Source organism: Streptomyces dioscori, from assembly GCF_003024195.1.
In the GTDB taxonomy this organism is placed as follows: domain Bacteria; phylum Actinomycetota; class Actinomycetes; order Streptomycetales; family Streptomycetaceae; genus Streptomyces; species Streptomyces dioscori.
This window is the reverse complement of sequence record NZ_KZ679046.1, coordinates 62,878-84,581: the sequence shown is the minus strand read 5'-3', so window position 1 is coordinate 84,581 and position 21,704 is coordinate 62,878. Positions and strand designations below refer to the sequence as shown.

Here is a 21,704-nt window from a genome sequence, read left to right as displayed (position 1 = left end):
GAAGGGAAGCTTCCGTACGGAGGACGGACACCTGCCGGGCCGCGAACCAGGGCCGCCGGTTCAGCCGACGGCGGTCACCGTGCCGGCGCCGACCGTGCGGCCGCCCTCGCGGATCGCGAAGCCCAGGCCCGGCTCCAGCGGCACGTCACGCCCCAGCTCGACCGTCATGGTGACGGTGTCGCCGGGCCGCGCGACCGCGCTCCCCCCGAGGTCGACGTCGCCGACGACGTCCGCGGTGCGGATGTAGAACTGCGGCCGGTAGCCGGTGGACACCGGCGTCGTCCGCCCGCCCTCGCCCGCCGACAGGACGTAGACCTGCGCGGAGAAGCGCCGGCTGGGGACGACGCTGCCGGGCGCCGCGACGATGTGTCCGCGGCGCACGGCGTCGCGGGGGACGCCGCGCAGCAGGAGCGCCACGCTGTCTCCGGCCTGCGCCTCCGCCATGGGCTTGCCGAACGTCTCCAGGCCGGTGACCACCGTGTCCACGGCGGCGCCGAGCACTTCGACGCGGTCGCCCACCCGGATCGTGCCGCGCTCGACGGCCCCCGTGACGACCGTGCCGCGGCCGGTGATGGTGAGCACGTTCTCCACCGGCAGCAGGAACGGCGCGTCCACGTACCGCTCGGGCATGGGTACGTACGTGTCCACGGCGTCCAGCAGCGCGCCGATCGCCTCGGTCCACCGGGGGTCGCCCTCCAGCGCCCTGAGCCCGGAGACCCGTACGACCGGTACGGAGTCGCCCCCGTAGCCGTGCGAGGTCAGCAGCTCGCGGACCTCAAGCTCCACGAGGTCGGTCAGCTCCTCGTCGCCGGCGTCGGCCTTGTTGAGGGCGACGACGATGTGGTCGACGCCCACCTGCCGGGCGAGCAGCACGTGTTCGGCGGTCTGGGGCATGATCCCGTCGAGCGCGGAGACCACGAGGATCGCCCCGTCGAGCTGGGCGGCGCCCGTGACCATGTTCTTGACGTAGTCAGCGTGGCCCGGCATGTCCACGTGGGCGTAGTGGCGGGTGTCGGTCTCGTACTCGACGTGCGCGATGTTGATGGTGATGCCGCGCGCGGCCTCCTCCGGCGCCCGGTCGATCCGGTCGAACGGTACGTAGGTGCCGGAGCCGCGCTCGGCGAGGACCTTGGTGATAGCGGCGGTCAGGGTGGTCTTGCCGTGGTCGACATGACCCATGGTGCCGATGTTCAGATGCGGTTTGGTGCGCACGTAAGCCGTCTTGGGCATGGCAGAGCCTCGAAGCCTCTTCGGTGTCAGCGGAGCTGAGCGGTGGTCCCGGCGTCGATACGGCCGGGACGGGGACCCCGAGGTCCTGCCGACCCTCCCCCTGCGGGGTCCGCCGGACGATCCGGGAAGGGTCAGCTTCGGGTGCCTGCTGCGGCGGCCACGGTGTTCGGGACGGCAGCCTTCAGCGCATCCGCGACCGCGGATGCTGCGTGAGGGAAGGCGTACCGGAACATGAGGCGATCATCGCCGACGGGGCGGGCCGCGTCGAATGGTTTTTCGTGCCCTCGGGCCCGCCGCGTCCGCTGCCCGCTGCCCGCCGTCCGCCGTCCGGTCAGGGGCCGATGTTCTTGAGGGCCTCGCGCACGGACAGCGGCGAGAGCCGGTCCCGCTCACGGGCGACGAAGGCCCGTACGGCGTCGGAATCCGTCTTGGCGTACTCGCGCAGGCTCCAGCCGATCGCCTTGCGGACGAAGAAGTCGGGGTGCCCGGACCGGCGCACGCAGTACGCGAAGAGACGTCCGCTGTCCGTGGCCTCCCTGTACCGGAGCTGGTGGAGCAGAGCGGTACGCACGACCCACAGGTCGTCGTCCTCGATCCACTCGTCCATGTCCGACCGCAGCTTCGGATCGGCCGCGACGAGGCCGCCGACCACATGGGCGGCGAGCAGGTCGACGGTGTCCCACCAAGAGGCCGTGGAGACGAGATGACGGGCCACGGGCAGGAATCCGGACGAGAGACGCCTCACATGCCGGCGCAGAAGGTCGACGGCGAAGTACTGGTACTCGCGCTCCGGCAGCTGCCAGCAGCGCAACGCCACCGCCGTGCAGTCGGCCTCGTCCGGCACAGGCGTTCCCCGCAGCACCTCCCGGGAGAGCGCGCGGCGATCAGGCGTGGTCAGGCCGAGGAAAGGGGCGATGTCCTTCATGTACGCGCGTGCCGCCGCGGCCCGTTCCGGATCGGCCGCGGCGGGGTAGGAGACGGTCAGCCGCGCCAGCAAGGTGTCCGCGAGAACGCTGTGCGGCGGCCCCGAACGGCCGTCCGACGTTCCGGAAGCTGTGACGCCCATGAGACGAACCATACGGCGAACACACACATGGGTCAGTTAGTGTCACCGGATGCTCGATGCCACCACCCGCTCTGGGGGCACCGCCACGGTCACTCCCCCGCTTCCCGCAACCGAACTCGTCCCCGTCGAGTTCACCGCCGCGCCGACCGGCCTGGCCGCCCGCGTCACGAGAGCCCTGTTCTCGCCGTGGGCCCGGCTCTCCCTGCTGGTCGCGCTGCTGCTCTCGGCCGCCGGGACGGTGCTGCTGTTCGAGCCACAGAGACTGCTCGCCGACGGCTGGCCGCCCCAGCTGACCGGCGCCGCGGCGGCCCTGGTCTTCGCGGTCGCGTACGGGCTGTGCACGGTGGCGTTCGTGCCCCGGCCGATCCTCAACCTCGGAGCGGGTGCCCTCTTCGGCTCCCAGCTGGGGCTCGGGGCGGCGCTCGCCGGTACGGTCCTCGGCGCCGGGCTCGCCTTCGGGCTCGGCCGGATGCTCGGGCAGGACGCCCTGCGGCCCCTGCTGCGCGGCCGCTGGCTCAAGGCCGCGGACGGGCAGCTCAGCCGGCACGGGTTCCGCTCGATGATGGCCGCGCGGCTGTTTCCCGGGGTGCCGTTCTGGGCCGCGAACTACTGCGCGTCCGTGTCGCGGATGGGCTGGCTGCCCTTCCTGCTCGCGACGGGCCTGGGGTCGATCCCCAACACCGCCGCGTACGCCGTCGCGGGGTCCCGCGCGTCCGCGCCGACGTCTCCGGCGTTCCTGATCGCGATGGCCTTCATCGCGCTTCCGGCGCTGGCCGGCGCGGTGGTGGCTTGGCGCAAGCGCCACCATTTGCGGGCCCGCTGAGGCGACGTCGTCGGGCGAGATCGTCGGGTGCGGGCCGGTGGGGGCCGGCCGCGCAGTTCCCCGCGCCCCCAAAAGATGAAAAGCAGGGGCGCAGCCCCGCTTTTCAGGGGCGCGGGGAACTGCGCGCTCAGCCACGGACGGCCCGCACCCGACGACGTCACCGCGGCCTGCGGCTACAACCCCTCCAGGACCATCGCGTTGGCGAGCCCACCCGCCTCGCACATGGTCTGCAGCGCGAACCGAGCCCCTCGCTCCCGCATGGCGTGCACAAGCGTCGTCGTCAGCCGCGTACCACTCGCCCCGAGCGGATGTCCGATCGCGATCGCCCCGCCATGGACGTTGACCTTGGAGAGGTCGGCCCCCGTCTCCTGCCGCCAGGCGAGGACAACGCTGGAGAACGCCTCGTTGACCTCGAAGAGGTCGATGTCGTCCAAGCTCAGTGAAGCCTTGCGCAGCACCTTCTCGGTGGCGGGTACGACCCCCGTCAGCATCAGCAGGGGATCGGACCCCGTGACGGCGAAGCTGTGCAGCCGGGCCAGCGGCCGGAGCCCTAGCCGGGCCGCGGTCTCGCTGGACGTGATGAGCACGGCCGAGGCCCCGTCGTTGACGGGGCTGGCGTTGCCCGCGGTGACGTTCCAGTCGATCTGCGGGAAGCGCTCCCCGAAGCCCGGGTCGTAGTAGGCCGACTTGAGCCCGGCCAGCACTTCCGGTGAAGTGCCCGGCCGCACGCACTCGTCGCGCGTCACCCCGTCCAGGGGCGCGACCTCCGCGTCGAACAGCCCGCCCTCCCAGGCCGCCGCGGCCCTGCGGTGGGACTCGACCGCGAAGGCGTCCAGCTGCTCGCGGGAGAGCGACCACTTGGCCGTGATCAGTTCGGCGCTGATGCCCTGCGGGACGAGGCCTTCGGGATACCGCTCGGCGACCCCCGGCCCGAAGGGGTCCTTGCCCTCCGGCACGTTCGACCACATCGGCACCCGGCTCATCGACTCCACCCCGCAGGCCACGACCAGGTCGTACGCCCCCGAGATGACGCCCTGCGCGGCGAAGTGCACGGCCTGCTGGGAGGACCCGCACTGGCGGTCCACCGTCGTGGCGGGCACCGACTCGGGGAAGCCGGCGGACAGCGCGGCGTACCGGGTGGTGTTCATGGCCTGCTCGCCGACCTGGTCGACGGTCCCGCCGATCACGTCGTCGATGAGCGCGGGGTCGACCCCGGCCCGTTCGACGAGCGTACGGAGCGTGTGGGCGAGGAGTTCCACGGGATGGACGTGGGCGAGCGAACCGTTCGGCTTGCCCTTGCCGATCGGGGTGCGTACGGCTTCGACGACGACTGCGTCACGCATGGTCTGGCCCCCTGGGAGAAGACAGCTCCGAAGAAGGTGGGTTCGGATTTCCAACCCACTAAGTGACTCCACGGTAATCGAGTAAGTTGGAAGAACCAACCCACCTCGTAGACTGGATCGTATGAAGGACGCCCGCCCTTGCTCGATCGCCCGCACGCTCGCCCTCGTCGGCGAGAAGTACTCCCTGCTCGTGCTGCGCGAGGTGTCTCTGGGCGCCACCCGCTTCGACCAGCTGGTCCGGAACACCGGCGCTCCGCGCGACGTGCTGACGACCCGGCTGAAGCGGCTCGTGGACGCGGGACTGCTGGAGAAGGTCGCCTACAGCGAGAAGCCGCCGCGCTTCGAGTACCGGCCCACCCGGGCCGGCCTGGAGCTGGAGCCGGTGCTGCTCACGCTCATGGCGTGGGGCGACCGCCATCTCATCGACGGCGATCGCCCCATGGTCCTGGAACACTTCGGCGGCAGGGCGCACCCCGGCGGACACGTCACCGGCCACGAACTGGTGCCGGTCGTCACCTGCGCGGAGTGCGGCGAGGAGGTCCGCCACGACGACCTGACCGCCCACCCGCAGACCCCGGGCTGGACGGTCACGGGGCCCGCGGCGGTCCGAGAGCACGACGGTCGCAGCGCGCGGTGAACCGGGGCACCTACTCCCCCGGGTACACGTCCAGCCGCCCGCACATCCCGAACTTCCCGTACGCCGAAGGCTGCTCGGCCCGTACCGCCGCGTCGGCCAGGTGGGAGGCGTCCCCCCGCTCCAGCCGTTCGAGCTGGTCGCCCGTCGCCGCCGCAGCCGCCTCGGCACCGCGCCGCCACCGCTCGCGCCACTCGGCGAGCCGGGGCCGTACGAGGGCCGCGGCGGCCCGGTGGAACGCGGCGAGGGGCTCAGGGCCGTCCGCCTCGCGCAGCGCGCGGTAGCCCTTCAGGGCGAGGTCGCGCCGGGTCCCGGCGATCCGCTCCTTCTCCGCCTCGGGCGCGTCCGCCGGGATCACGGTCGCGGCGGCGTACGTCCTCGGGTCGGTCAGGTACTTCGGCGGCAGCGTGAGCACCGCGTCGCCCGCCTCGGGGAGCCCGCTGTTCTGCATGAGGACGGTGATGCGCAGGTCGTCCTCGTTGACGAGCCGGTGGATCGTGCCGGGCGTGAACCAGGCCACCGTGCCCGGCGCGAGCGGCGTGACCTCGTACCCGGAGACCGTCAGGGTCTGCACCGCGCCCCGGCCGCCGGTGACGACGTACGCCTCCGAACAGGTCAGATGGAGGTGGGGGGTGCCGCCGCACACCCCGTCGTCGGCGGGCCAGTCGTAGACCGAGAGATGCGAGACGGCGACCCCGCCGGGCAGGCCCGCGAAGCCTCCCCGCGGTCCGGCGGGGCTCACCACGGGTGCTCCGCCAGGTACTTGGCGATCTGCTCGCGCTCCCAGGCGCCGTCCGCGACGACGACGCGGTAGCGGCGGGTGAGCGTGTCGCCCGGCGCGAGTTCCAGCTCGTCGAAGAAGGCGAAGGAGGGCGCGACGGCCGCGAAGGGCTCGTTGCGGACGAACCAGTGGGCGGGGTGGGCGCCGCCCTCGCCCGTGTGGTCGTTCTCCGGGGCGTGCGCGAAGACGAGGGTGGCGTGCCCGTCGGCGGCGTCGTGTTCGGCGGAGTACGCGAGCCACGGCGCCTGCCGCCCCATCAGGCCGGGGCCCTCCGCGTCGGGGCCGATGATCCGCCCGTCCCGGAAGCCGCGGGGACCGCGCCAGAACAGGCCGGTGTAGCCGGCCATCTCCCGTCCGGCCGTCGTGGGACTGCCGAACCGCAGGGGCTCGTCCCGGCGGTTGGTGACGGAGGTCGTCCAGGTCAGCGCCCACGAACCGGACTCCGGGTCCACGTCGTGCACCTCGACGCGGCGCTCCTCCTCCGCCCAGAGCGAGCCGTCGTACGGATGCCAGGTGAGCCGCTCGGCGATGACCGCCCCGCCGGAACCGGTGCTGTCCGCCTCGACCTGGTCAAATGTCACGTGCGCCATGGAGCCGACGCGTTCGGGGAGTTCGAGATATCCCTCGCCGTGAACGTATGTGTTGCCGCCCCACAGGTTCGCCCCGGACAGATGCGAGGCGGTCATCTGCAGGCCCTTGTGCCAGCGGTGGTCGTTGGGCCGGTAGTCCGTGACAACGTTGCCCGCGAGTGTCCTGAGCGGATGCAGATACGGCTTCGGGGCCTCCCAGGCCGCCTCCGGACCGTACACATAGCTGAACAGCTCCACGCCGGAAGTGGGTTCGGTGACCGTGACGCGGTCGCCGTGGGCGTGGACGATGCGCAGACCGTTGCGCAGGCCGCCTCGTGCGGTCATGCCGATGCCTCCTCGTACGTGACGGGTGTCGCGGGTGTCGCGGGGTCCCAGCCGGGCGCGCCCCCGTGCAGGGCCGTGTAGTAGGGGTCGCCGGGGCCGATCTCGCCGGCGCGGACGGTGGTGTCCGTGAACGCCGACTTGTAGAGCGCGGTGATCAGTTCGAGGCTGGTCCGCCCGTCGGCGCCGCTGCTGCGCGGACGCTCCCCCGCGCGCATGCTCGCGACGAGGTCACGCAGCTGGGCCAGGTGCGAACTGGGCACGTCCGCGCCGAAGTCCTGCCAGGCAGCCACGTCCTCGGCGGGCGCGTCCGGCGCGGGCGTGATCCGCCAGTTGTCGTTGCTGTGCCCGTAGAGATGGGTCAACTCGACCGTCGCGCGCTCGCAGTCGATCCGGATGCGGCTCACCTCGTCCGGGCTCAGGACGCTGTTCACCACGGTCGCGAGGGCGCCGCTCCCGAAGCGCACGAGGGCGGTGGAGACGTCCTCCGTCTGCACGTCGTGCACCAGGCGTCCGGCCATGGCCCGCACCTCGCTCCACGGTCCGAGCAGGTCGAGCAGGAGGTCCATCTGGTGGATGCCGTGGCCCATGGCGGGGCCGCCGCCCTCGGTCTCCCACTTTCCGCGCCAGGGCACGGCGTAGTAGGCGGCGTCGCGGTACCAGGTGGTCTGGCAGTGGGCCACGAGAGGTCGTCCCACGGCCCGGTCGGCGATCAGCCGGCGTACGTGCCGCGCGCCGGAGCCGAAGCGGTGCTGGAAGACGATGGAGGCGTAGGGGCCGCCGTCGGTGCCCTCCTGGGCCTCCACGGCGTCGAAGTCGGCGAGGCTCGGCACCGGGGGCTTCTCGCACCACACCCAGGCACCGGCGCGCAGCGCGGCGACGGTCTGCTCGCGGTGCAGGGTCGGCGGGGTGCAGATGGAGACGAGGTCCGGGCGCTGTTCCGCCAGCATCCGGTCGAGATCGGTGTAGCCGTGCGGGACACCGCCGTCCGCGCAGAAGCGCTCGACCGCGCCGGCGTCGATGTCGACCGCGGCGACGATCTCCACCTCGCCCTCGGCGGCGAGGGCGGCGAGCGCGGGCAGATGGCTGCCGGAGGCGATGGCTCCGGTGCCGATGACGGCGGCCCTGATGCGGCGGCCGTCGGGCGGGACCGCGGACCGCCGCTCGTGCGGGGCGCTCCGGCGCTCCGCACTCCCGCGTGTGGTGTCCCCGTGCTCGGTGTGCTCGTGCTGGGTGTGCTCGGTCGTCTTGCTGGTGGTGGCGTCGCGGGCAGTACGCATGGACGGGATCAGCACTCCATCGGACGTGACAGCGGATCTGGCGGACGCCTGCCCGTCACGGTGACCGTGCGACGGTCCCGCAGCAGCAAGCGCTTTCACTCCTCGCGGAAACGTAAGCGGCGCATCGTCGCGGGTCAACACCCCCGTCACCTCGTACGACCGTCTCCGGGGAGGCCCTGTCGTCGCACCGTCACCTGGGGGCGCTACGCTGCCCCGGACGCGCCTGATCACCGCAGACCACAACAGGGCACGTCCGTCCGCCCATTCGCTGCGCTTCCGCCATCAGCACTTGGATCACGTAACTTCATGTCTTGGTTTGAATCCCTCATCCTCGGACTCGTCCAGGGGCTGACCGAGTTCCTGCCCATCTCCTCCAGCGCGCACCTGCGGCTCACCGCGGCGTTCGCCGGCTGGGAGGACCCGGGAGCGGCCTTCACGGCGATCACGCAGATCGGCACGGAGATCGCGGTGCTGATCTACTTCCGCAAGGACATCGCACGGATCATCTCGGCCTGGTCCCGCTCGCTCGTGAACAAGTCGATGCGCAGCGACCACGACGCCCAGATGGGCTGGCTCGTGATCGTCGGCTCGATCCCGATCGGCGTGCTGGGCATCACCCTCAAGGACCAGATCGAGGGGCCGTTCCGCGATCTCCGCATCACCGCGACCACGCTGATCGTGATGGGCATCATCCTGGGCGTGGCCGACCGGCTCGCGGCGCGTGACGAGTCCGGCGGGAAGCACCGGGCAGCGGTCGAGCGCAAGTCGCTCAAGGACCTGAGCGTGAAGGACGGCCTGATCTACGGGTTCTGCCAGGCGATGGCCCTCGTCCCGGGCGTGTCCCGCTCCGGCGCCACCATCAGCGGCGGTCTCCTCATGGGCTACACCCGTGAGGCCGCGGCCCGTTACTCGTTCCTGCTGGCCGTCCCTGCGGTGCTCGCCTCCGGCGTGTTCGAGCTGAAGGACGCCAGCGAGGGCGGCCATGTCTCGTGGGGCCCCACGATCTTCGCGACGGTCATCGCCTTCGTGGTCGGTTACGCGGTCATCGCGTGGTTCATGAAGTTCATCACGACGAAGAGCTTCATGCCGTTCGTCTACTACCGCATCGCGCTCGGCATCCTGATCATCGTGCTGGTCGCCACGGGTGCGCTGAGCCCGCACGCGGCGGAGTCGTCGGGCTGACGCCCACGGCCTCGCGACAGAGGTCACGATCCACCGGCTCCGCACAGAACGAAGCCGCCCGCATGGTTCCCCCGTGGCGGGCGGCTTCGTGCTCGGTGTCCGGAGTTCTCGTTCGGCGGCGGCGACGTAAGTGTCCTGGGCCACTGGACGACACCGGCGCGAGCCGGTGACGGGATTCGAACCCGCGTTTCTCTCTTGAGAGGAGAAGTAGCCGCTGCCTTCGCACCCGGACGTGCATGACGGTAGCGGGTACGGCTCCCGCGGGCACCCGATTAAATTCCGGACGCCGGCGACTCCCCCGCTCACCCGCCGGGGAAGGCCTTCGCCCAGGGTTCGCGTTCGATCCGCAGTCCGTTGAGCACGTACGCGATGGTGCGGTACCAGCCCGCCAGGACCAGGAACTCCAGGGCTTCCTTTTCTCCGAGGTGGTCGCGGAGCGCGGCCCAGGCCTCGTCGCTCAGGCGGGCCGTGTCGTGGAGCTGGTCGACGGCTGCCAGGAGCGCGCTCTGACGGGGCGTCCATACCGGGTCGTCCGGGGCGCCGGTCACGGTCAGGGGGACCTGCTCCGCAGTCAGGTCCGCGGCCTCGGCGTACGCCACCGCGTGGGCGCCCCACTCGTAGGCGCAGTCGCTGCGGGCCGCCACCCGGAAGATGACCAGTTCGCGGTCGGCGTCGGGGAGCAGGCCGTGGACGAGCAGGCTCGCGCCGAGTTCCCGCATGCGGGAGGCGAGGTCGGGGTGGCGTTCCAGGACCTTGAAGAGCATCAGGGGTTCCTGGGTGACGCCGGGTGGCATCCAGCGGCGTAAGGCGCGCTCGGACTCGGGATCGTAGGGCGGCGTGATGCCGTCGATGCGTTGTTTCATGCCTCCCGACTCTTGCGCTTCTGTTTTAGAAGCGCAAGAGTCGGAACACACAGGACGACAGAGCGAGTTGTCGGTTCGGTGAGTGGACCGGCGTGGAAGGCCGACCTGTTCGAAAGAGGAGAGGCTGTGGGCACGACACCCCGTCCCGGGCGGCCGGTGCGCGGTTCGGGGACCGGTCGTCCCGTGATGGCCGCGCTGGACCTGCTCGGCCGGCGCTGGACGCTCCGGGTGGTCTGGGAACTCCACCGGGGCGGTACGCCGGTCGGTTTCCGCGATCTGCAGCGGCGCTGCGACGCGATGTCCTCCAGCGTGCTGTCGGCCCGGCTCGCCGAACTCCGCGAGGCGGGGATCGCCGCGCCCACGGACGCGGCGGCCTGGCGCCTCACCCCGCTGGGCGACGACCTGGTGACGGCGATGGGTCCCCTGCTGGACTGGTCGCGCGCGTGGGCGGAGCGGCCGTGAGGGGCGTCCGCCGTCCCGTTTCCCAACTCGGTGACGGCTAAACGTTTATGGCGTGACCAACCACATACGGCATGGGTAGTCATCTGGTAGCGCACCGTCAGTCCTTGGCCTTACGCTGATGCGCATGTCCACCAATTCTCCGACCCCTGGTTCCGTGCGGTCAGCGGCCGCACTGAATGAGCAGATCCGGGCGTTATGGATACGCGCGGGTGGTTACCTCTCGCCCCAGGAGCGCGTCGAGTACGAACTGCTGGTCGTGCAGTGGGCCGCGGCCGTGCGCGAAGAGATCGTCGAAGCGGCGTGAACTCCGGGGCGCGCGGCCCCCGTCGAGGCACCCCTCCCCCGGCTCACCGACGAGCATGACGGGTGACCGTCACGACACTCGCGCCTGCGGCGCGACCCCCGTCCCGCCGACCGCGGCCAGTACGTGGTCGTGGAAGGTGCGTGGCTCGCGGCCGGTGACGCGGCGGACCGTGTCCGTGGTGCGGTTCTCGGCCCCCTCCGCGTTCGCGCGGTCCAGGGCGGCGAGCATCGCGGCGTACTCCCGTGGCATCGAGGCGGCCAGCTGGTCCCTCATCTCCTCGTAGGTCAGCGGCCGGTGCACGACCGCGCGCCCGGTCACCTCCGTGAGGACCGTCGCGATCTCGGTATGGCTCAGCGCCCGCGGACCGGTGATGACCAGATCGGTGTCGGGGGCCCGCACGTCGGTCAGCGCGTGCACGGCGACGGCCGCGATGTCGTCGGCGTCGACGAAGGCCACCCGTCCCTCGCCCGCCGCGGTCAGGATGACCCCCTCCTCGCGGACGCTCCGCGCATGCATGTGGTCGCCCGTGAAGTTCTGCATGAACCATGAGGGCCGCAGCACCGCCCACTCGTCGAACAGGCCGGGCAGAGCCTCGTGCACCTGCCCGACAACCGGGCCGCCGGCGGGAATCGCGGAGGAGCTGAGGAGCACCGCCCGGCGCACTCCGGACGCGCGCGCCTGTTCCAGGAAGGGCAGCATGACGTCGGCCGGGGTGGCGGAGTCCAGGGGTGCGACCAGGTACACCCGGTCCGCGCCGTCGAGCGCCCCCTCGTACGTCGCCGGGTCGTACCAGTCGAAGCGCACGGCCTCCGCGCCGTCGACGGGCGTGGCCCGGCGCCCGGCCGCCCTGACCCGGTGGCCCTGTCCGGCGAGGCGGGCGGCCACGCGGCTGCCGGTCGTCCCGGTGGCCCCGAGGACGAGGATGCTCCCGGGTGCGGTGGCCGCGCTCATCGGTCGCCCCGCGTGAAGTCGGTCGCGCCGCCCGGCGCGACGGCGAGGGGGTTCCAGTAGTCGCGGTAGTGCGTGATGAGCCCGCCGGTGACCGTCACCACGGCGATGTAGGTCATGTCGAACGGCTTCCCGGTCTCCACCACCCGCCCGACCCCGCGCATCTCCACCACGATCGTCCCGGGCTCGCCGGTCTCGTGGATCTTCAGGTCGGGGAAGTCGTGCAGGTCGATGTGGTCGGGATAGTGGCGCATGTAGTCGGCGACGGCGGCCCTGCCCTCCAGCCGTTTCGGCCATCCCTCGGGCGCGAAGGGGAACTCAAGGACGCCCTGGTCGTCCCAGAGACCGACCCAGGCCGCGATGTCCTTGTCGAGCAGCATCCGCAGACTCCTGCGGAACAGGTCCGGCGGCCCCGCAGTCGTAGCCGTCACAGCCGCAGCCGTACTCGTGGATGTGGTCGCAGGTGTGGTCATGGGGTTCCCTCCGATACGATACGGACCAGCGGTCCGCTTGAGTCGACTATACGGACCCGCGGTCCGCTTAAGCAACCCGTCAACCCATCAACCCGTCAACCCGTCCGCGTATCCCGCGCGCCCCACGGCCCCCCGGAGGAACCCGTGCCCGATCGCAAGCCCCGTGCGGACGCCGTACGCAACCGGGAAGCCGTACTCGCCGCCGCCGACCGGCTCTTCGCCCGCAGCGACAGCCCCGAGCACGTGTCCATGGCCGACATCGCGGCCGAGGCCGGCGTCGGCAAGGGCACGCTCTTCCGCGGCTTCGGCGACCGCACCGGCCTGATCCGGGCGCTCCACGAGACCCGGCTGGAACCGATCCGCCGGGCCGTCGCGGACGGCCCGCGCCCTCTCGGACCCGGCACCCCGCCGGCCGAGCGCGCGCCCGCACTGCTGGACGCCCTGCTGTGCTTCAAGCTCGACCACCGCCACCTCTCCCTCGCCCTGGAGGAGGCAGGCAGCGGCAGCCCCTACGGCGCCGGGCACTACGACTGGTGGCACGGCACCCTGCGAGGCGTCCTGGAGGACCTTCCCGGGTTCGGCGACGGGAACTTCGCCGCCCACGCACTGCTCGCCGCGGTCCGCGCCGACCTCGTCGACCATCTGGTCGACCGTCACGAGGCCTCCCGCGAACAGCTCCGGGCGGAGCTGGCGGGCTTCACCGCGAAGCTCCTGACCGGCTCGTACCAGGACCTCCGTACCGCGCACGCCGGGTGAATATCCCTGCACGCCCCTTGGCGCGCTCCTCCGCGTGGCCAACACTGAGCCGATGACGCAGCGTGTGGAACTGGCGACGGTGATGGACCGGCTCGCGGTCGACGAGGTGGTCACCGAGTACGCGGTGGCGGTCGACGACGGGGACTGGGAGGCGTACCGGCAGCTCTTCGCACCGGACGGACGGGCGGACTACCGGTCCGCGGGCGGTGTCGAGGGGGACGCCGGGGAGATCGCCGCATGGCTCTCGCGGACCATGGAACTGTTCCCGATGCGCCAGCATCTGATCGTCAACCGGCGGGTGCGCTTCGGCCTGCTGGAGCAGGACAGCGGTGACACCGCCCGGGTCCAGGCCGACTACGTCAACCCGATGCGCTTCGCCGGGCAGGACGGCGGATCCACCGAGCCCGACTTCGTGTGCGGCGGCCGGTACGACTTCGGGCTGCTGCGGACGGCCGAGGGCTGGCGGGTGCGTGAGGTGGTCGTGCACGAGAAGTGGCGCCGGGCCCCGCAGCGCCGCCGGGAGCCGGCCGCTCAGTGATACGGGACGGCCGTCCGGACGCAGCCGGTATGTTGATCGTTTCGGTGCCCGCACACTGGACACACTGGAGTCACTGAAGCGGTCGGCTCACCGAGTCACGCACCGTACTTCACGCACTTCGACGGGCCGCGGGAGGCGCTGGATGAACCTGTCCGCCACTGACTGGCGCCGAGGTCTCGGCTCGCGGATCGGCCCGCGTCTCAGCTCTCCGTGGTGGCGCGGCGCGACGGCCGCGCTCGCCGGTGCGCTGCCGATGCTGAGCTTCCCCGCGCCGTCCCTGTGGTGGTTCGCGTACGTGGCGCTGGTGCCGTGGATCCTGCTCGTGCGCTCGGCTCCGACGGGGCGGCGCGCGGCGTACGACGGCTGGCTCGGCGGGCTCGGTTTCATGCTGGCCGTGCATCACTGGCTGCTGCCGAGCCTGCATGTCTTCACCGTCGTGATAGCGGCGCTGCTGGGCGCGCTGTGGGTCCCGTGGGGCTGGCTGACGCACCGGTTCCTGGCGGGTACGCCCTCGCCGGGCCGCGTACTGGCCGCCCTGTTCGTGCTGCCGTCCGGCTGGCTGATGGTCGAACTCGTCCGCTCCTGGGAGGGGTTGGGCGGCCCTTGGGGGCTGCTCGGGTCGAGCCAGTGGGACGTGGCGCCCGCCCTGCGGCTCGCCTCGGTCGGCGGGGTGTGGCTGCTGAGTTTCCTGCTCGTCGCCGTGAACGTGGCGGTCGCCGTCCTCGTCGCCGTGCGCTCCTCCCGTGTCCCGGCGGTCGCCGGGCTCCTCGCGACAGCTGTCGCCACCTCGGCGGTCTGGGTCTGGTCGCCCCGGCCCGCGGAGGACGGTGAGCAGGCCCGTATCGCCGTCGTGCAGTCCGGCGTGATCGACGGCATCGGCGGCCCGGAGAAGCGGTTCGCGCGCGAGGAGGCCCTCACCCGGAAGCTGGCCGGGCAGGACGTCGATCTGGTCGTGTGGGGCGAGAGCAGTGTCGGTTTCGACCTCGCCGACCGTCCCGACCTGGCGGGCCGGCTCGCCGCGCTCTCCCGCGAGGTCGACGCCGAGATCATGGTCAACGTCGACGCGCGCCGCTCGGACCGGCCGGGCATCTACAAGAGTTCCGTGCTCGTGGGTCCGCAGGGCCCGACCGGTTACCGCTACGACAAGATGCGGCTCGTGCCGTTCGGCGAGTACGTACCGGCGCGCTCCCTCCTCGGCTGGGCGACCTCCGTGGGCAAGGCGGCGGGCGAGGACCGGATGCGCGGCACCGAGCAGGTCGTGATGACCGTCGGCGACGGACTGAAGGTGGGCCCGATGGTCTGCTTCGAGTCGGCGTTCCCCGACATCAGCCGGCATCTCGCCCGCGACGGCGCCGACGTGCTGCTCGCCCAGTCGTCGACCTCGTCGTTCCAGAGCAGTTGGGCCCCCGAGCAGCACGCCTCGCTCGCGGCACTGCGGGCCGCCGAGACGGGCCGGCCGATGGTCCACGCGACGCTCACCGGCGTCTCGGCGGTCTACGGTCCTGGCGGGGAGCGCGTCGGCTCCTGGCTCGGCACCGACGCGAGCACGTCCGCCGTGTACGAGGTTCCGCTGGCGCACGGTGTCACCCCGTACGCGCGCCTGGGCGAGTGGCCGGTGTATCTGGCCCTGCTGATCCTGGCCGCGCTGGGCGCCACCGAGGGCGTACGGAAGCTGCGGGTCAGGCGGTCGAGGCGCCCCGGGGCGAGCGCTCCGTCACCGCACGCACCACACGCTCGCACAGTTCGTGAGTCTCCAGCGCGTCCCGGGCGCTGAGGACCTTGCCCGCGCGCACGGCGTCGAGGAAGGCGAGGACGGCCTGCTCGATGCCGCGCTGACGGGCCACCGGCACCCAGTCGCCGCGCCGCCGGACCGTCGGCTGCCCCTTGTGGTCGACGATCTCGGAGAGGTTGACCACCTGGCGCTTGGTGTCCTGTCCGGACACCTCCAGGATCTCCTCGGCGGAACCGCTGAGCCGGTTCATCACACCGAGTGCCGTGAACCCCTCCCCCGCCAGCTGCAGTACGACGTGGTGGAGCAGCCCGTCCTCGACGCGGGCCCGCACGGTCACGTCGTCGACCGGTCCCGGCACCAGGAACCGCAGGGTGTCCACGACGTGGATGAAGTCGTCGAGGATCATCGTGCGGGGCTGTTCCGGCAGGCCGACGCGGTTCTTCTGCATGAGGATCAGTTCACGCGGGTGCTCGACGCACTGCGCGTACCCGGGCGCGTACCGCCGGTTGAAGCCGACGGCCAGGCTGGTGTTCCGCTCCTCCGCGAGCCTCACCAGGCGCTCGGAGTCGGCGAGTTCGTACGCGATCGGCTTGTCGACGTACGTGGGGACGCCCGCTTCGAGCAGCGCGCCCACGATCTCGGGGTGGGCGTGCGTGGGCGCGTGGACGAACGCCGCGTCGAGGCCCTGCGCGAGCAGCCCGGCGAGGTCCGTGTGCCGGCGCCCGGCCGGCACGTGCAGACTGTCGGCGACCCTGGCGAGGGTCGCGGGTGTCCGTGTGTGCAGATGCAGTTCGAGTCCCGGGCGGGTGGCGAGCACCGGCAGATACGCCTTCAGCGCGATGTCGCCGAGTCCGATGCAACCGACCTTCACAGGGATCTCCTCCGGGACAGGACACGGGTCCGGGGCACGCGCGCCCCGGCGTCGTCGGAAGCATACGGCGACCGCGGCGGCCCCATGGCCAGGACGTTTACACGAGGGGCAGCTCGGCGAGCATCACCGCGTACAGCGGGGAGTCCGCGAAGGGCCGGCGCTCCCCGACCTTCCGGAAGCCCCAGTCCTCGTACAGGGCCTGTACGCGCGGGTGCTCGACGTCCACCAGGAGGACGGCGAGATCCTCGGGCCGCTCCTCCAGGAGCGCGCGGGACAGCCGGTCCGCCACCCCCCGCTTCCGCCATCTCGGATGAACGGCCAGCTCGGAGTAGGAGAAGGTCACCGCTTTCTTGGGCGCCTCGTCGAGATGCTCGCGCCACCACTCCCGGCCCTCGACCGCCGGGGCGCCGTACGCGAAGCCCATCGCCTCGTCGCCCTCGTACGCGATGACGCAGGCGAACGCCGGGTTGCCGCCCCAGTGGTCCACGAACCAGGGGAACTTCTTCTTGAAGTCGTCGTCCCGGTCGGGGCCCGCCGCCGCGGCGTGCAGGTCGATGATCGTCTGCCGGATCCGCGGCAGGTCGTCGTGCCCGAAGCGGCGGATGTCCAGGCCCTCGGCGCTCACAGTCGGCTCCATTCGGATCGGTAGCGGTCTCCCCACTCTCGGGCGATCCCGGCGTCCGGCGCAAGGGTGATCAGGTCCCGGTAGTAGTCACCGAGCAGGGAGCGCATCCTGCCCGGGATCGGATGGCCCGACATCAGGGGGAAGACCGAGGCGGCCGTCGCGCACGCCTGCTCCACGTCACGCTGGTGGAGCTGGGCCAGCGCGAGCCGCCCCGTGGCCAGGGCCCTGTTCCTGCGGAACTCCGCCGGGATCGTCCGCAGGGCCTGGTGGGAGGCGGCCTCGGACTCGGCGAAGCGCCCGTTCCGGTCCTGCACGATGGCGGTCATGGCGAGCAGCTCGGCGGGGCCGTAGAAGGCGATCCACGACGGCCGGGGCTCGTCGGGCCGCGCCTTGCCCAGGGCGTCCCGGGCGTGCCCCAGGGAGCGCAGGGCGGCCTGCCGGTCCCCGAGGTTCGCGTGGCCGATGGCCGTCCTGGCGTGGGCCAGCGAGCTGTACAGGGGCTGCCGTCTGGCGACGGCGGTTCCCTGGGCGGCATGGCCGGCGTCGACGGCCTCCGCGTACTCGTCGCGGTGGTGCGCGAGGATCGCGTACGCGTTCCAGACCCGCATCTCCGCCACCGGGTCCTTGGCCATACCGGCCAAGTAGAGCGCTCGGCCGAGGAGTTGAGTGGCGCGGTCCATCCGCCGGGCGTCGATCGCGCTCCAGGCGGCGGTGGCGGTGTAGTCGGCGGCCACGGAGAAGAGTCTGCACCGGATGCGCTGGGTGGCCCCGAGCCGCTGTTTTCCCAGTGCTTCCGCGGCGCCGGCCAACGCGGCGCGCTCCAGGCCGTCGTGACCGCCTCTGCTGCGGTCGAGCGCCATCAGGGCGTCCAGGCCGGAGCGCAGCCGGATGACGTCGGAGGTGCCCACCTGTGGCGGCGCACCGACGAAAGGCGTCACCACGGCGGCGGTTCCGGTGGTGGCGGTGAGGAAGTTCCTGCGGTCCACAGGGGCCTCCGGTTCGGTGGCGGGACGGTTGCGGGCCGGAGGACTGAAGCCCAGTTCCTCGGCCGTACATCCGAATACTGCCTCCAGCGCCCGTCGTTGACGGGGGTGCGGCCACCTCGTTCTTCCGGTCCGCCAGTAGCGAACGGTCCGGTCGCTGACCGTTCCCTCCTGTCCGGCGGAGATCAAACGGGCGTTGACCGCGTCGACCAGTTCGGCCTGGGTCATGCACCGCACGCTCATCGCGCTCATGAAGCGCTCATTGCCGTCCACATACGCACGGTAGGCAGTGATTCCTGACCATGAGTACAGAACGCGGAGAAATATCCGGTTGGACCGGATCCATCGCGGGGGGATTTTTCCTGCCCCTCCGCGTCCCGAAGCCGTTCACTCGGTCAAGGCCCATCACACCCGCACCCCGAGGTCCTGATGACTGTGACGGCAACACCACGTCCCACCGGGCATCCCGGATACTCACAGACGCTCGCGCGCGAACCGGAGAGCGCGGGTGCGGCGCGCAGCCTGGTGCGTACGGCCCTCGCTGCCTGGCACCAGGACGGACTGACCGAGGACGCCCTGTGCGTCATCACCGAGCTGGTCTCCAACGCCGTCGACCACGCGTGCTGCTCCGTGATCCGGGTCGTCGTCACGCGCCCCGCCGAGGACCGCGTCCTCCTCGCGGTCGTCGACCGCTCCCGCGACCTCCCGATGATGCGGACCGACTGCGGCGGGGAGCGGATCCGGGGCCGCGGTCTCGTCCTGGTCGACGCCCTCTCGGACCGGTGGGGCACCGGACTCCACCGCTGGGGCAAGACCGTCTGGGCCGAGCTGAGGAGCGGGCCGGCGACCGGCGACTGAGGGCCGGGGCGAGGGATGGGGCGAGGGATGGGGCAAGGGATTGGGCATGGGCCGGGGGCGAGGCACGGGAGCGAGGCAGGGGCGTGCAATCGGGTGGGCCGGGGCAGCGGTCGTCCGCGATGATGCGGTCATGACCAACGAACGCAGGGGACCCGCGACCGACGCCGGTGAGCGAGCCATGCTGGAGGGCTGGCTGGAATATCACCGGGAGACCCTCGCCTGGAAGTGCGAGGGCCTGGACGACGCGCAGCTCAGGACGGCCGCCGTGCCCCCCTCCGAACTGTCCCTGCTCGGCCTCGTCCGGCACATGGCGGACGTGGAACGCAGCTGGTTCCGCAGGGTCCTCGTGGGCGACGACGCCGGGCCGATCCACTACAGCGACGAGGACCGGGACGGCGAGTTCCATCTCACCGAGGCGGACACCTGGAAGGAGGCGTACGCCACCTGGCAGGGCGAGATCGCGATCGCCCGCCGCAACGCGGCACTTCGCGGCCTGGACGACCTGTCCGAGGGCCGGAGCAGGTTCACCGACAAGCCGTTCAACCTGCGGTGGATCTACACGCACATGATCGAGGAGTACGCGCGCCACAACGGCCACGCCGATCTGATCCGCGAGCGCGTCGACGGGGCGACCGGCGACTGACGGGGCGACGCGACCGGCGACCGAGGAGCGGGCGCGGGCACCGGCCGCCGGGCTTTCACCCGTGCGGGGCACACTCCGCTCGTCGGCTCCCCAAAGCGCGGCGGAGGCAGCAGAGTTGCGCGGGTGCATCGAACCGCGACCACCGCAACGCTTCTGGTCACCGTGGCCGTCTCGGCGGTCTCAGCCCTCTCGGGCTGTGTGACCGTCCAGCGAACGCATCCGCCCGCCGTGCCGTCCGTACCGCCCCCGGTGCCGGAGCCGCGCCCGGACGGCAGGGCCGAGCAGCGGGTCGTCCAGGCCCCGGCCCGCGAGGCCCTGGAACTCATCGGCCCGTCCCGCCGCCCTTCGGCGCCCGCGTCCGCGCCGGCCCGTACGCCCGCCGCGGATACCGCCGCCCCGGCGGCGCGGCCTCGGCAGGTGCCCGCCGAACCGCCGCGGCGCCCGGAGCCCCGGCGGCCCGAACACCTGGCCGTGCCGCGACTGCCGGCGTCCGTGCCGTCGACGGGCACGGACGTGTGCGCGCTGGGCCGGACGTACGGCGGCTGGCGGGCGGACAGCCCGCAGGCGGCGATCTGCCAGGACATGTACGGCCGTTGACGCCTGAGCACGACTCGCCTCCGGAGGCGAGTCGTGCTCAGGCGAGGCGTGCCCAGGCGAGGCGTGCGGCGGCGTCCTAGGGCTCCCGACGCGGCGGCCCCAGCGTCTCGCCTCCGGGCCCGCCCGGGCCCCTCCCCTGCCCCGGCCGCCTCGGCGTGGGCTCGGGTGCGCCGTCCGGGCCCTCCCGGTCAAGCCTCGACTGCAGGCGGCCGATGCCGGCCCGGACCCCGTCTCCGTAGGCGTCGTCGCCGAGGACGCCCATGCCGGCCCGCGCCGCTCCCAGGTGGCCCCGGGCCGCCTCGGAGCGGCCGAGCTTCACGTAGTCCGCGGCGAGGTTCAGATGCAGGGACGGGTAGAAGGCGCGTACGGCGAGGGACGGGTGGGGCTCCGGGTGGGGCTCGCCGCGAACGTCCGTGACACGGTCGCCCGCGCCCCGGTCGCCCGTGAGCTTGTCCGTGAGCTCGTCCGCCGCCGACAAGGCCCTCAGATCCCAGGCGAGTTCGTCCGAGGGGTCGTCCTGCGTGTCCGCCATGTAGTGCGCGAGTGTGCAGCGGTGCAGCGCGTCGCCCTCCTCGCCGATCTCCGCCCACAGGTCCAGGAAGCGGCTCCGGGCCTCCTCGCGGTCGCCGCCGTGGAGAAGCATGACGGCCTGCCCGATCCTGGTCGTCATCGCGTCCGCCGCCGCCTGCTCCTGCTGCTCCGCCACCGCGTCGCCCTCCACCCGCTCGTCTGCCGTCGCCACCTCTCCCCGACGCTAACGGCAGGCACCGGCAATCGAGCTGAGGCGGCCCCGTGGGCGGCGGGGCCGTCACCCCGGGCCGGAGCCCGCCACAGCCCGCCGGACCTGGTCAGGACTGCCCCACCCCCGTGGGGGCAGTCCTGACCAGGTGCCGGACAGCCCAGGGCCGCCCCCACCCGACTCGGCCGGACCGGCATCCGGTCCGACCCGGCCGGACACGGATCACCCGGTACCGGCCCGAGTCTCCCGGACCGCCCCCGCCGGACCGGGATCGCCCGGACCGGACCGGCCCAGATCGGAGCGGACCGGGCCGGGCCGGGCCGGGCGTCAGCCGAGGTTCGGGATGCGCCAGTCGATCGGGGCGTGGCCCTGCTTCTCGATCGCCTCGTCGATCTGGGTGAAGGGGCGCGAGCCGAAGAACTTCTTCGCGGACAGCGGCGAGGGGTGCGCGCCCTTGACGACGATGTGCCGCGCCTCGTCGATCAGCGGGAGCTTCTTCTGCGCGTAGTTGCCCCACAGGACGAACACCGCCGGGTCGGGCCGGTCGGCCACGGCCCGGATCACCGCGTCCGTGAACTTCTCCCAGCCCTTGCCCTTGTGCGAGTTGGCCTCTCCGGAGCGGACCGTCAGCACCGCGTTGAGCAGCAGGACGCCCTGCTCGGCCCACGGCATCAGATAGCCGTTGTCCGGCACCGGGTGGCCCAGCTCCTCCTTCATCTCCTTGTAGATGTTGCGCAAGGAGGGCGGCGTCCTCACACCGGGCCGGACCGAGAAGCACAGGCCGTGGCCCTGGCCCTCGCCGTGGTACGGGTCCTGGCCGAGGACGAGCACCTTCACGCGGTCGTAAGGAGTCGCGTCGAGCGCGGCGAAGACCTCGTCGCGCGGCGGGAAGACGGGCCCCTTCTCGCGCTCCTCCTCCACGAACTCGGTGAGCTCCTTGAAGTAGGGCTTCTGCAGCTCTTCGCCCAGGACGCCGCGCCAGGACTCGGGCAGCATGGCGGTGTCGGTCACGTGAACTTCCTTACAGGTGCGGTTGTTTCCGGTCCTCAGAACCTACCGCCG

At 72.0% G+C, this 21,704-nt stretch carries 25 protein-coding genes; 11 read left to right on the top strand and 14 right to left on the bottom strand.

The genetic code is table 11. The annotated features are described in order from the left end of the window. Positions 1–60 precede the first annotated feature (60 nt). Both tuf and C6Y14_RS23070 read right to left on the bottom strand, forming a co-directional pair. Complete coding sequence (gene tuf / locus C6Y14_RS23075) at positions 61–1,230, bottom strand: elongation factor Tu (RefSeq protein ID WP_107018696.1); 1,170 nt, start codon at positions 1,228–1,230, stop codon at positions 61–63. 331 nt (positions 1,231–1,561) lie between these two features. Next, positions 1,562–2,296 (bottom strand): DNA alkylation repair protein, encoded by a 735-nt coding sequence (locus tag C6Y14_RS23070; RefSeq protein WP_107018695.1) that lies wholly within the window; start codon positions 2,294–2,296, stop codon positions 1,562–1,564. A 49-nt stretch (positions 2,297–2,345) separates the two neighbouring features. Here C6Y14_RS23070 and C6Y14_RS23065 point away from each other — a divergent pair, with 49 nt between their 5' ends. Next, on the top strand, positions 2,346–3,119 hold the full coding sequence (locus C6Y14_RS23065) for a TVP38/TMEM64 family protein (protein WP_107018694.1): 774 nt from the start codon (positions 2,346–2,348) through the stop codon (positions 3,117–3,119). Between the two features lie 173 nt (positions 3,120–3,292). Here the strand turns inward: C6Y14_RS23065 and C6Y14_RS23060 are convergent, their stop codons facing one another. Next, positions 3,293–4,462: a thiolase family protein gene (locus C6Y14_RS23060; RefSeq protein ID WP_107018693.1), complete on the bottom strand. Its 1,170-nt coding sequence runs from the start codon at positions 4,460–4,462 to the stop codon at positions 3,293–3,295. Between the two features lie 121 nt (positions 4,463–4,583). Between C6Y14_RS23060 and C6Y14_RS23055 the strand changes: the two genes are divergently transcribed. Further along, entirely contained in the window at positions 4,584–5,099 is a 516-nt protein-coding gene (locus C6Y14_RS23055; protein WP_107018692.1) for a winged helix-turn-helix transcriptional regulator, read from the top strand. A gap of 10 nt (positions 5,100–5,109) precedes the next feature. Here the strand turns inward: C6Y14_RS23055 and C6Y14_RS23050 are convergent, their stop codons facing one another. The 3 genes from C6Y14_RS23050 to C6Y14_RS23040 are packed head-to-tail and all read right to left on the bottom strand — an operon-like array spanning position 5,110 to position 8,068. After that, a complete protein-coding gene (locus tag C6Y14_RS23050) occupies positions 5,110–5,838 on the bottom strand; it encodes a cupin domain-containing protein (protein ID WP_107018915.1) in 729 nt (242 codons plus the stop codon). Then, on the bottom strand, positions 5,835–6,791 hold the full coding sequence (locus C6Y14_RS23045; RefSeq protein WP_107018691.1) for a DUF6807 domain-containing protein: 957 nt from the start codon (positions 6,789–6,791) through the stop codon (positions 5,835–5,837). Before C6Y14_RS23045 ends, C6Y14_RS23050 begins: the two co-directional genes overlap by 4 nt. Then, the gene (locus C6Y14_RS23040; protein WP_107018690.1) at positions 6,788–8,068 is read right to left on the bottom strand and encodes a Gfo/Idh/MocA family protein; all 1,281 of its coding nucleotides are present in this window, start codon (positions 8,066–8,068) and stop codon (positions 6,788–6,790) included. Before C6Y14_RS23040 ends, C6Y14_RS23045 begins: the two co-directional genes overlap by 4 nt. A 306-nt stretch (positions 8,069–8,374) precedes the next feature. Between C6Y14_RS23040 and C6Y14_RS23035 the strand changes: the two genes are divergently transcribed. After that, positions 8,375–9,250 (top strand): undecaprenyl-diphosphate phosphatase, encoded by an 876-nt coding sequence (locus C6Y14_RS23035; protein ID WP_107018689.1) that lies wholly within the window; start codon positions 8,375–8,377, stop codon positions 9,248–9,250. Between the two features lie 302 nt (positions 9,251–9,552). Here C6Y14_RS23035 and C6Y14_RS23030 read toward each other — a convergent pair whose 3' ends face one another. Further along, complete coding sequence (locus C6Y14_RS23030) at positions 9,553–10,113, bottom strand: carboxymuconolactone decarboxylase family protein (RefSeq protein WP_107018688.1); 561 nt, start codon at positions 10,111–10,113, stop codon at positions 9,553–9,555. A gap of 186 nt (positions 10,114–10,299) precedes the next feature. Here C6Y14_RS23030 and C6Y14_RS23025 point away from each other — a divergent pair, with 186 nt between their 5' ends. Continuing rightward, positions 10,300–10,575, top strand: coding sequence for a winged helix-turn-helix transcriptional regulator (locus tag C6Y14_RS23025; RefSeq protein WP_107018687.1), 276 nt, complete (start codon positions 10,300–10,302; stop codon positions 10,573–10,575). Positions 10,576–10,699: 124 nt separating this feature from the next. Continuing rightward, positions 10,700–10,879, top strand: coding sequence for a hypothetical protein (locus C6Y14_RS23020; protein WP_107018686.1), 180 nt, complete (start codon positions 10,700–10,702; stop codon positions 10,877–10,879). Between the two features lie 69 nt (positions 10,880–10,948). On the opposite strand, the gene C6Y14_RS23015 is transcribed toward C6Y14_RS23020, so the two are convergent. Together C6Y14_RS23015 and C6Y14_RS23010 are read right to left on the bottom strand one after the other, a co-directional pair. Next, a complete protein-coding gene (locus C6Y14_RS23015; protein WP_107018685.1) occupies positions 10,949–11,830 on the bottom strand; it encodes an NmrA family NAD(P)-binding protein in 882 nt (293 codons plus the stop codon). Beyond that, positions 11,827–12,258 (bottom strand): nuclear transport factor 2 family protein, encoded by a 432-nt coding sequence (locus tag C6Y14_RS23010; RefSeq protein ID WP_199854823.1) that lies wholly within the window; start codon positions 12,256–12,258, stop codon positions 11,827–11,829. Before C6Y14_RS23010 ends, C6Y14_RS23015 begins: the two co-directional genes overlap by 4 nt. 186 nt (positions 12,259–12,444) lie before the next feature. On the opposite strand from C6Y14_RS23010, the gene C6Y14_RS23005 reads away from it, so the two are divergent. From C6Y14_RS23005 to lnt, 3 genes are all read left to right on the top strand, one after another. Beyond that, entirely contained in the window at positions 12,445–13,056 is a 612-nt protein-coding gene (locus C6Y14_RS23005; protein WP_107018683.1) for a TetR/AcrR family transcriptional regulator, read from the top strand. A 52-nt stretch (positions 13,057–13,108) separates the two neighbouring features. After that, positions 13,109–13,594 carry a nuclear transport factor 2 family protein gene (locus C6Y14_RS23000; protein ID WP_107018682.1) on the top strand — a complete coding sequence of 162 codons (486 nt, stop codon included), beginning with the start codon at positions 13,109–13,111 and terminating at the stop codon, positions 13,592–13,594. Positions 13,595–13,736: 142 nt separating this feature from the next. Then, a complete protein-coding gene (gene lnt / locus C6Y14_RS22995) occupies positions 13,737–15,368 on the top strand; it encodes an apolipoprotein N-acyltransferase (protein ID WP_107018681.1) in 1,632 nt (543 codons plus the stop codon). Here the strand turns inward: lnt and C6Y14_RS22990 are convergent. From C6Y14_RS22990 to C6Y14_RS22980, 3 genes are all read right to left on the bottom strand, one after another. Further along, the gene (locus C6Y14_RS22990; protein WP_107018680.1) at positions 15,274–16,197 is read right to left on the bottom strand and encodes a Gfo/Idh/MocA family protein; all 924 of its coding nucleotides are present in this window, start codon (positions 16,195–16,197) and stop codon (positions 15,274–15,276) included. The two genes, lnt and C6Y14_RS22990, sit on opposite strands and share 95 nt — an antisense overlap. 97 nt (positions 16,198–16,294) lie before the next feature. Then, the gene (locus C6Y14_RS22985; RefSeq protein ID WP_225891221.1) at positions 16,295–16,822 is read right to left on the bottom strand and encodes a GNAT family N-acetyltransferase; all 528 of its coding nucleotides are present in this window, start codon (positions 16,820–16,822) and stop codon (positions 16,295–16,297) included. After that, positions 16,819–18,057: a hypothetical protein gene (locus C6Y14_RS22980; RefSeq protein WP_107018678.1), complete on the bottom strand. Its 1,239-nt coding sequence runs from the start codon at positions 18,055–18,057 to the stop codon at positions 16,819–16,821. The genes C6Y14_RS22985 and C6Y14_RS22980 overlap by 4 nt, the downstream gene beginning before the upstream one ends. A gap of 177 nt (positions 18,058–18,234) precedes the next feature. On the opposite strand from C6Y14_RS22980, the gene C6Y14_RS22975 reads away from it, so the two are divergent. From C6Y14_RS22975 to C6Y14_RS22965, 3 genes are all read left to right on the top strand, one after another. Then, the gene (locus C6Y14_RS22975) at positions 18,235–18,663 is read left to right on the top strand and encodes an ATP-binding protein (RefSeq protein ID WP_107018677.1); all 429 of its coding nucleotides are present in this window, start codon (positions 18,235–18,237) and stop codon (positions 18,661–18,663) included. Between the two features lie 130 nt (positions 18,664–18,793). Further along, the gene (locus tag C6Y14_RS22970; RefSeq protein WP_107018676.1) at positions 18,794–19,306 is read left to right on the top strand and encodes a DinB family protein; all 513 of its coding nucleotides are present in this window, start codon (positions 18,794–18,796) and stop codon (positions 19,304–19,306) included. A 123-nt stretch (positions 19,307–19,429) separates the two neighbouring features. Beyond that, positions 19,430–19,903, top strand: a complete 474-nt coding sequence (locus C6Y14_RS22965) for a hypothetical protein (protein ID WP_107018675.1) — start codon at positions 19,430–19,432, stop codon at positions 19,901–19,903. Positions 19,904–19,979: 76 nt separating this feature from the next. Here C6Y14_RS22965 and C6Y14_RS22960 read toward each other — a convergent pair whose 3' ends face one another. Together C6Y14_RS22960 and ung are read right to left on the bottom strand one after the other, a co-directional pair. After that, positions 19,980–20,609, bottom strand: coding sequence for a hypothetical protein (locus C6Y14_RS22960; protein WP_107018914.1), 630 nt, complete (start codon positions 20,607–20,609; stop codon positions 19,980–19,982). A 360-nt stretch (positions 20,610–20,969) separates the two neighbouring features. Beyond that, complete coding sequence (ung, locus tag C6Y14_RS22955) at positions 20,970–21,653, bottom strand: uracil-DNA glycosylase (protein ID WP_107018674.1); 684 nt, start codon at positions 21,651–21,653, stop codon at positions 20,970–20,972. Positions 21,654–21,704: the final 51 nt, after the last annotated feature.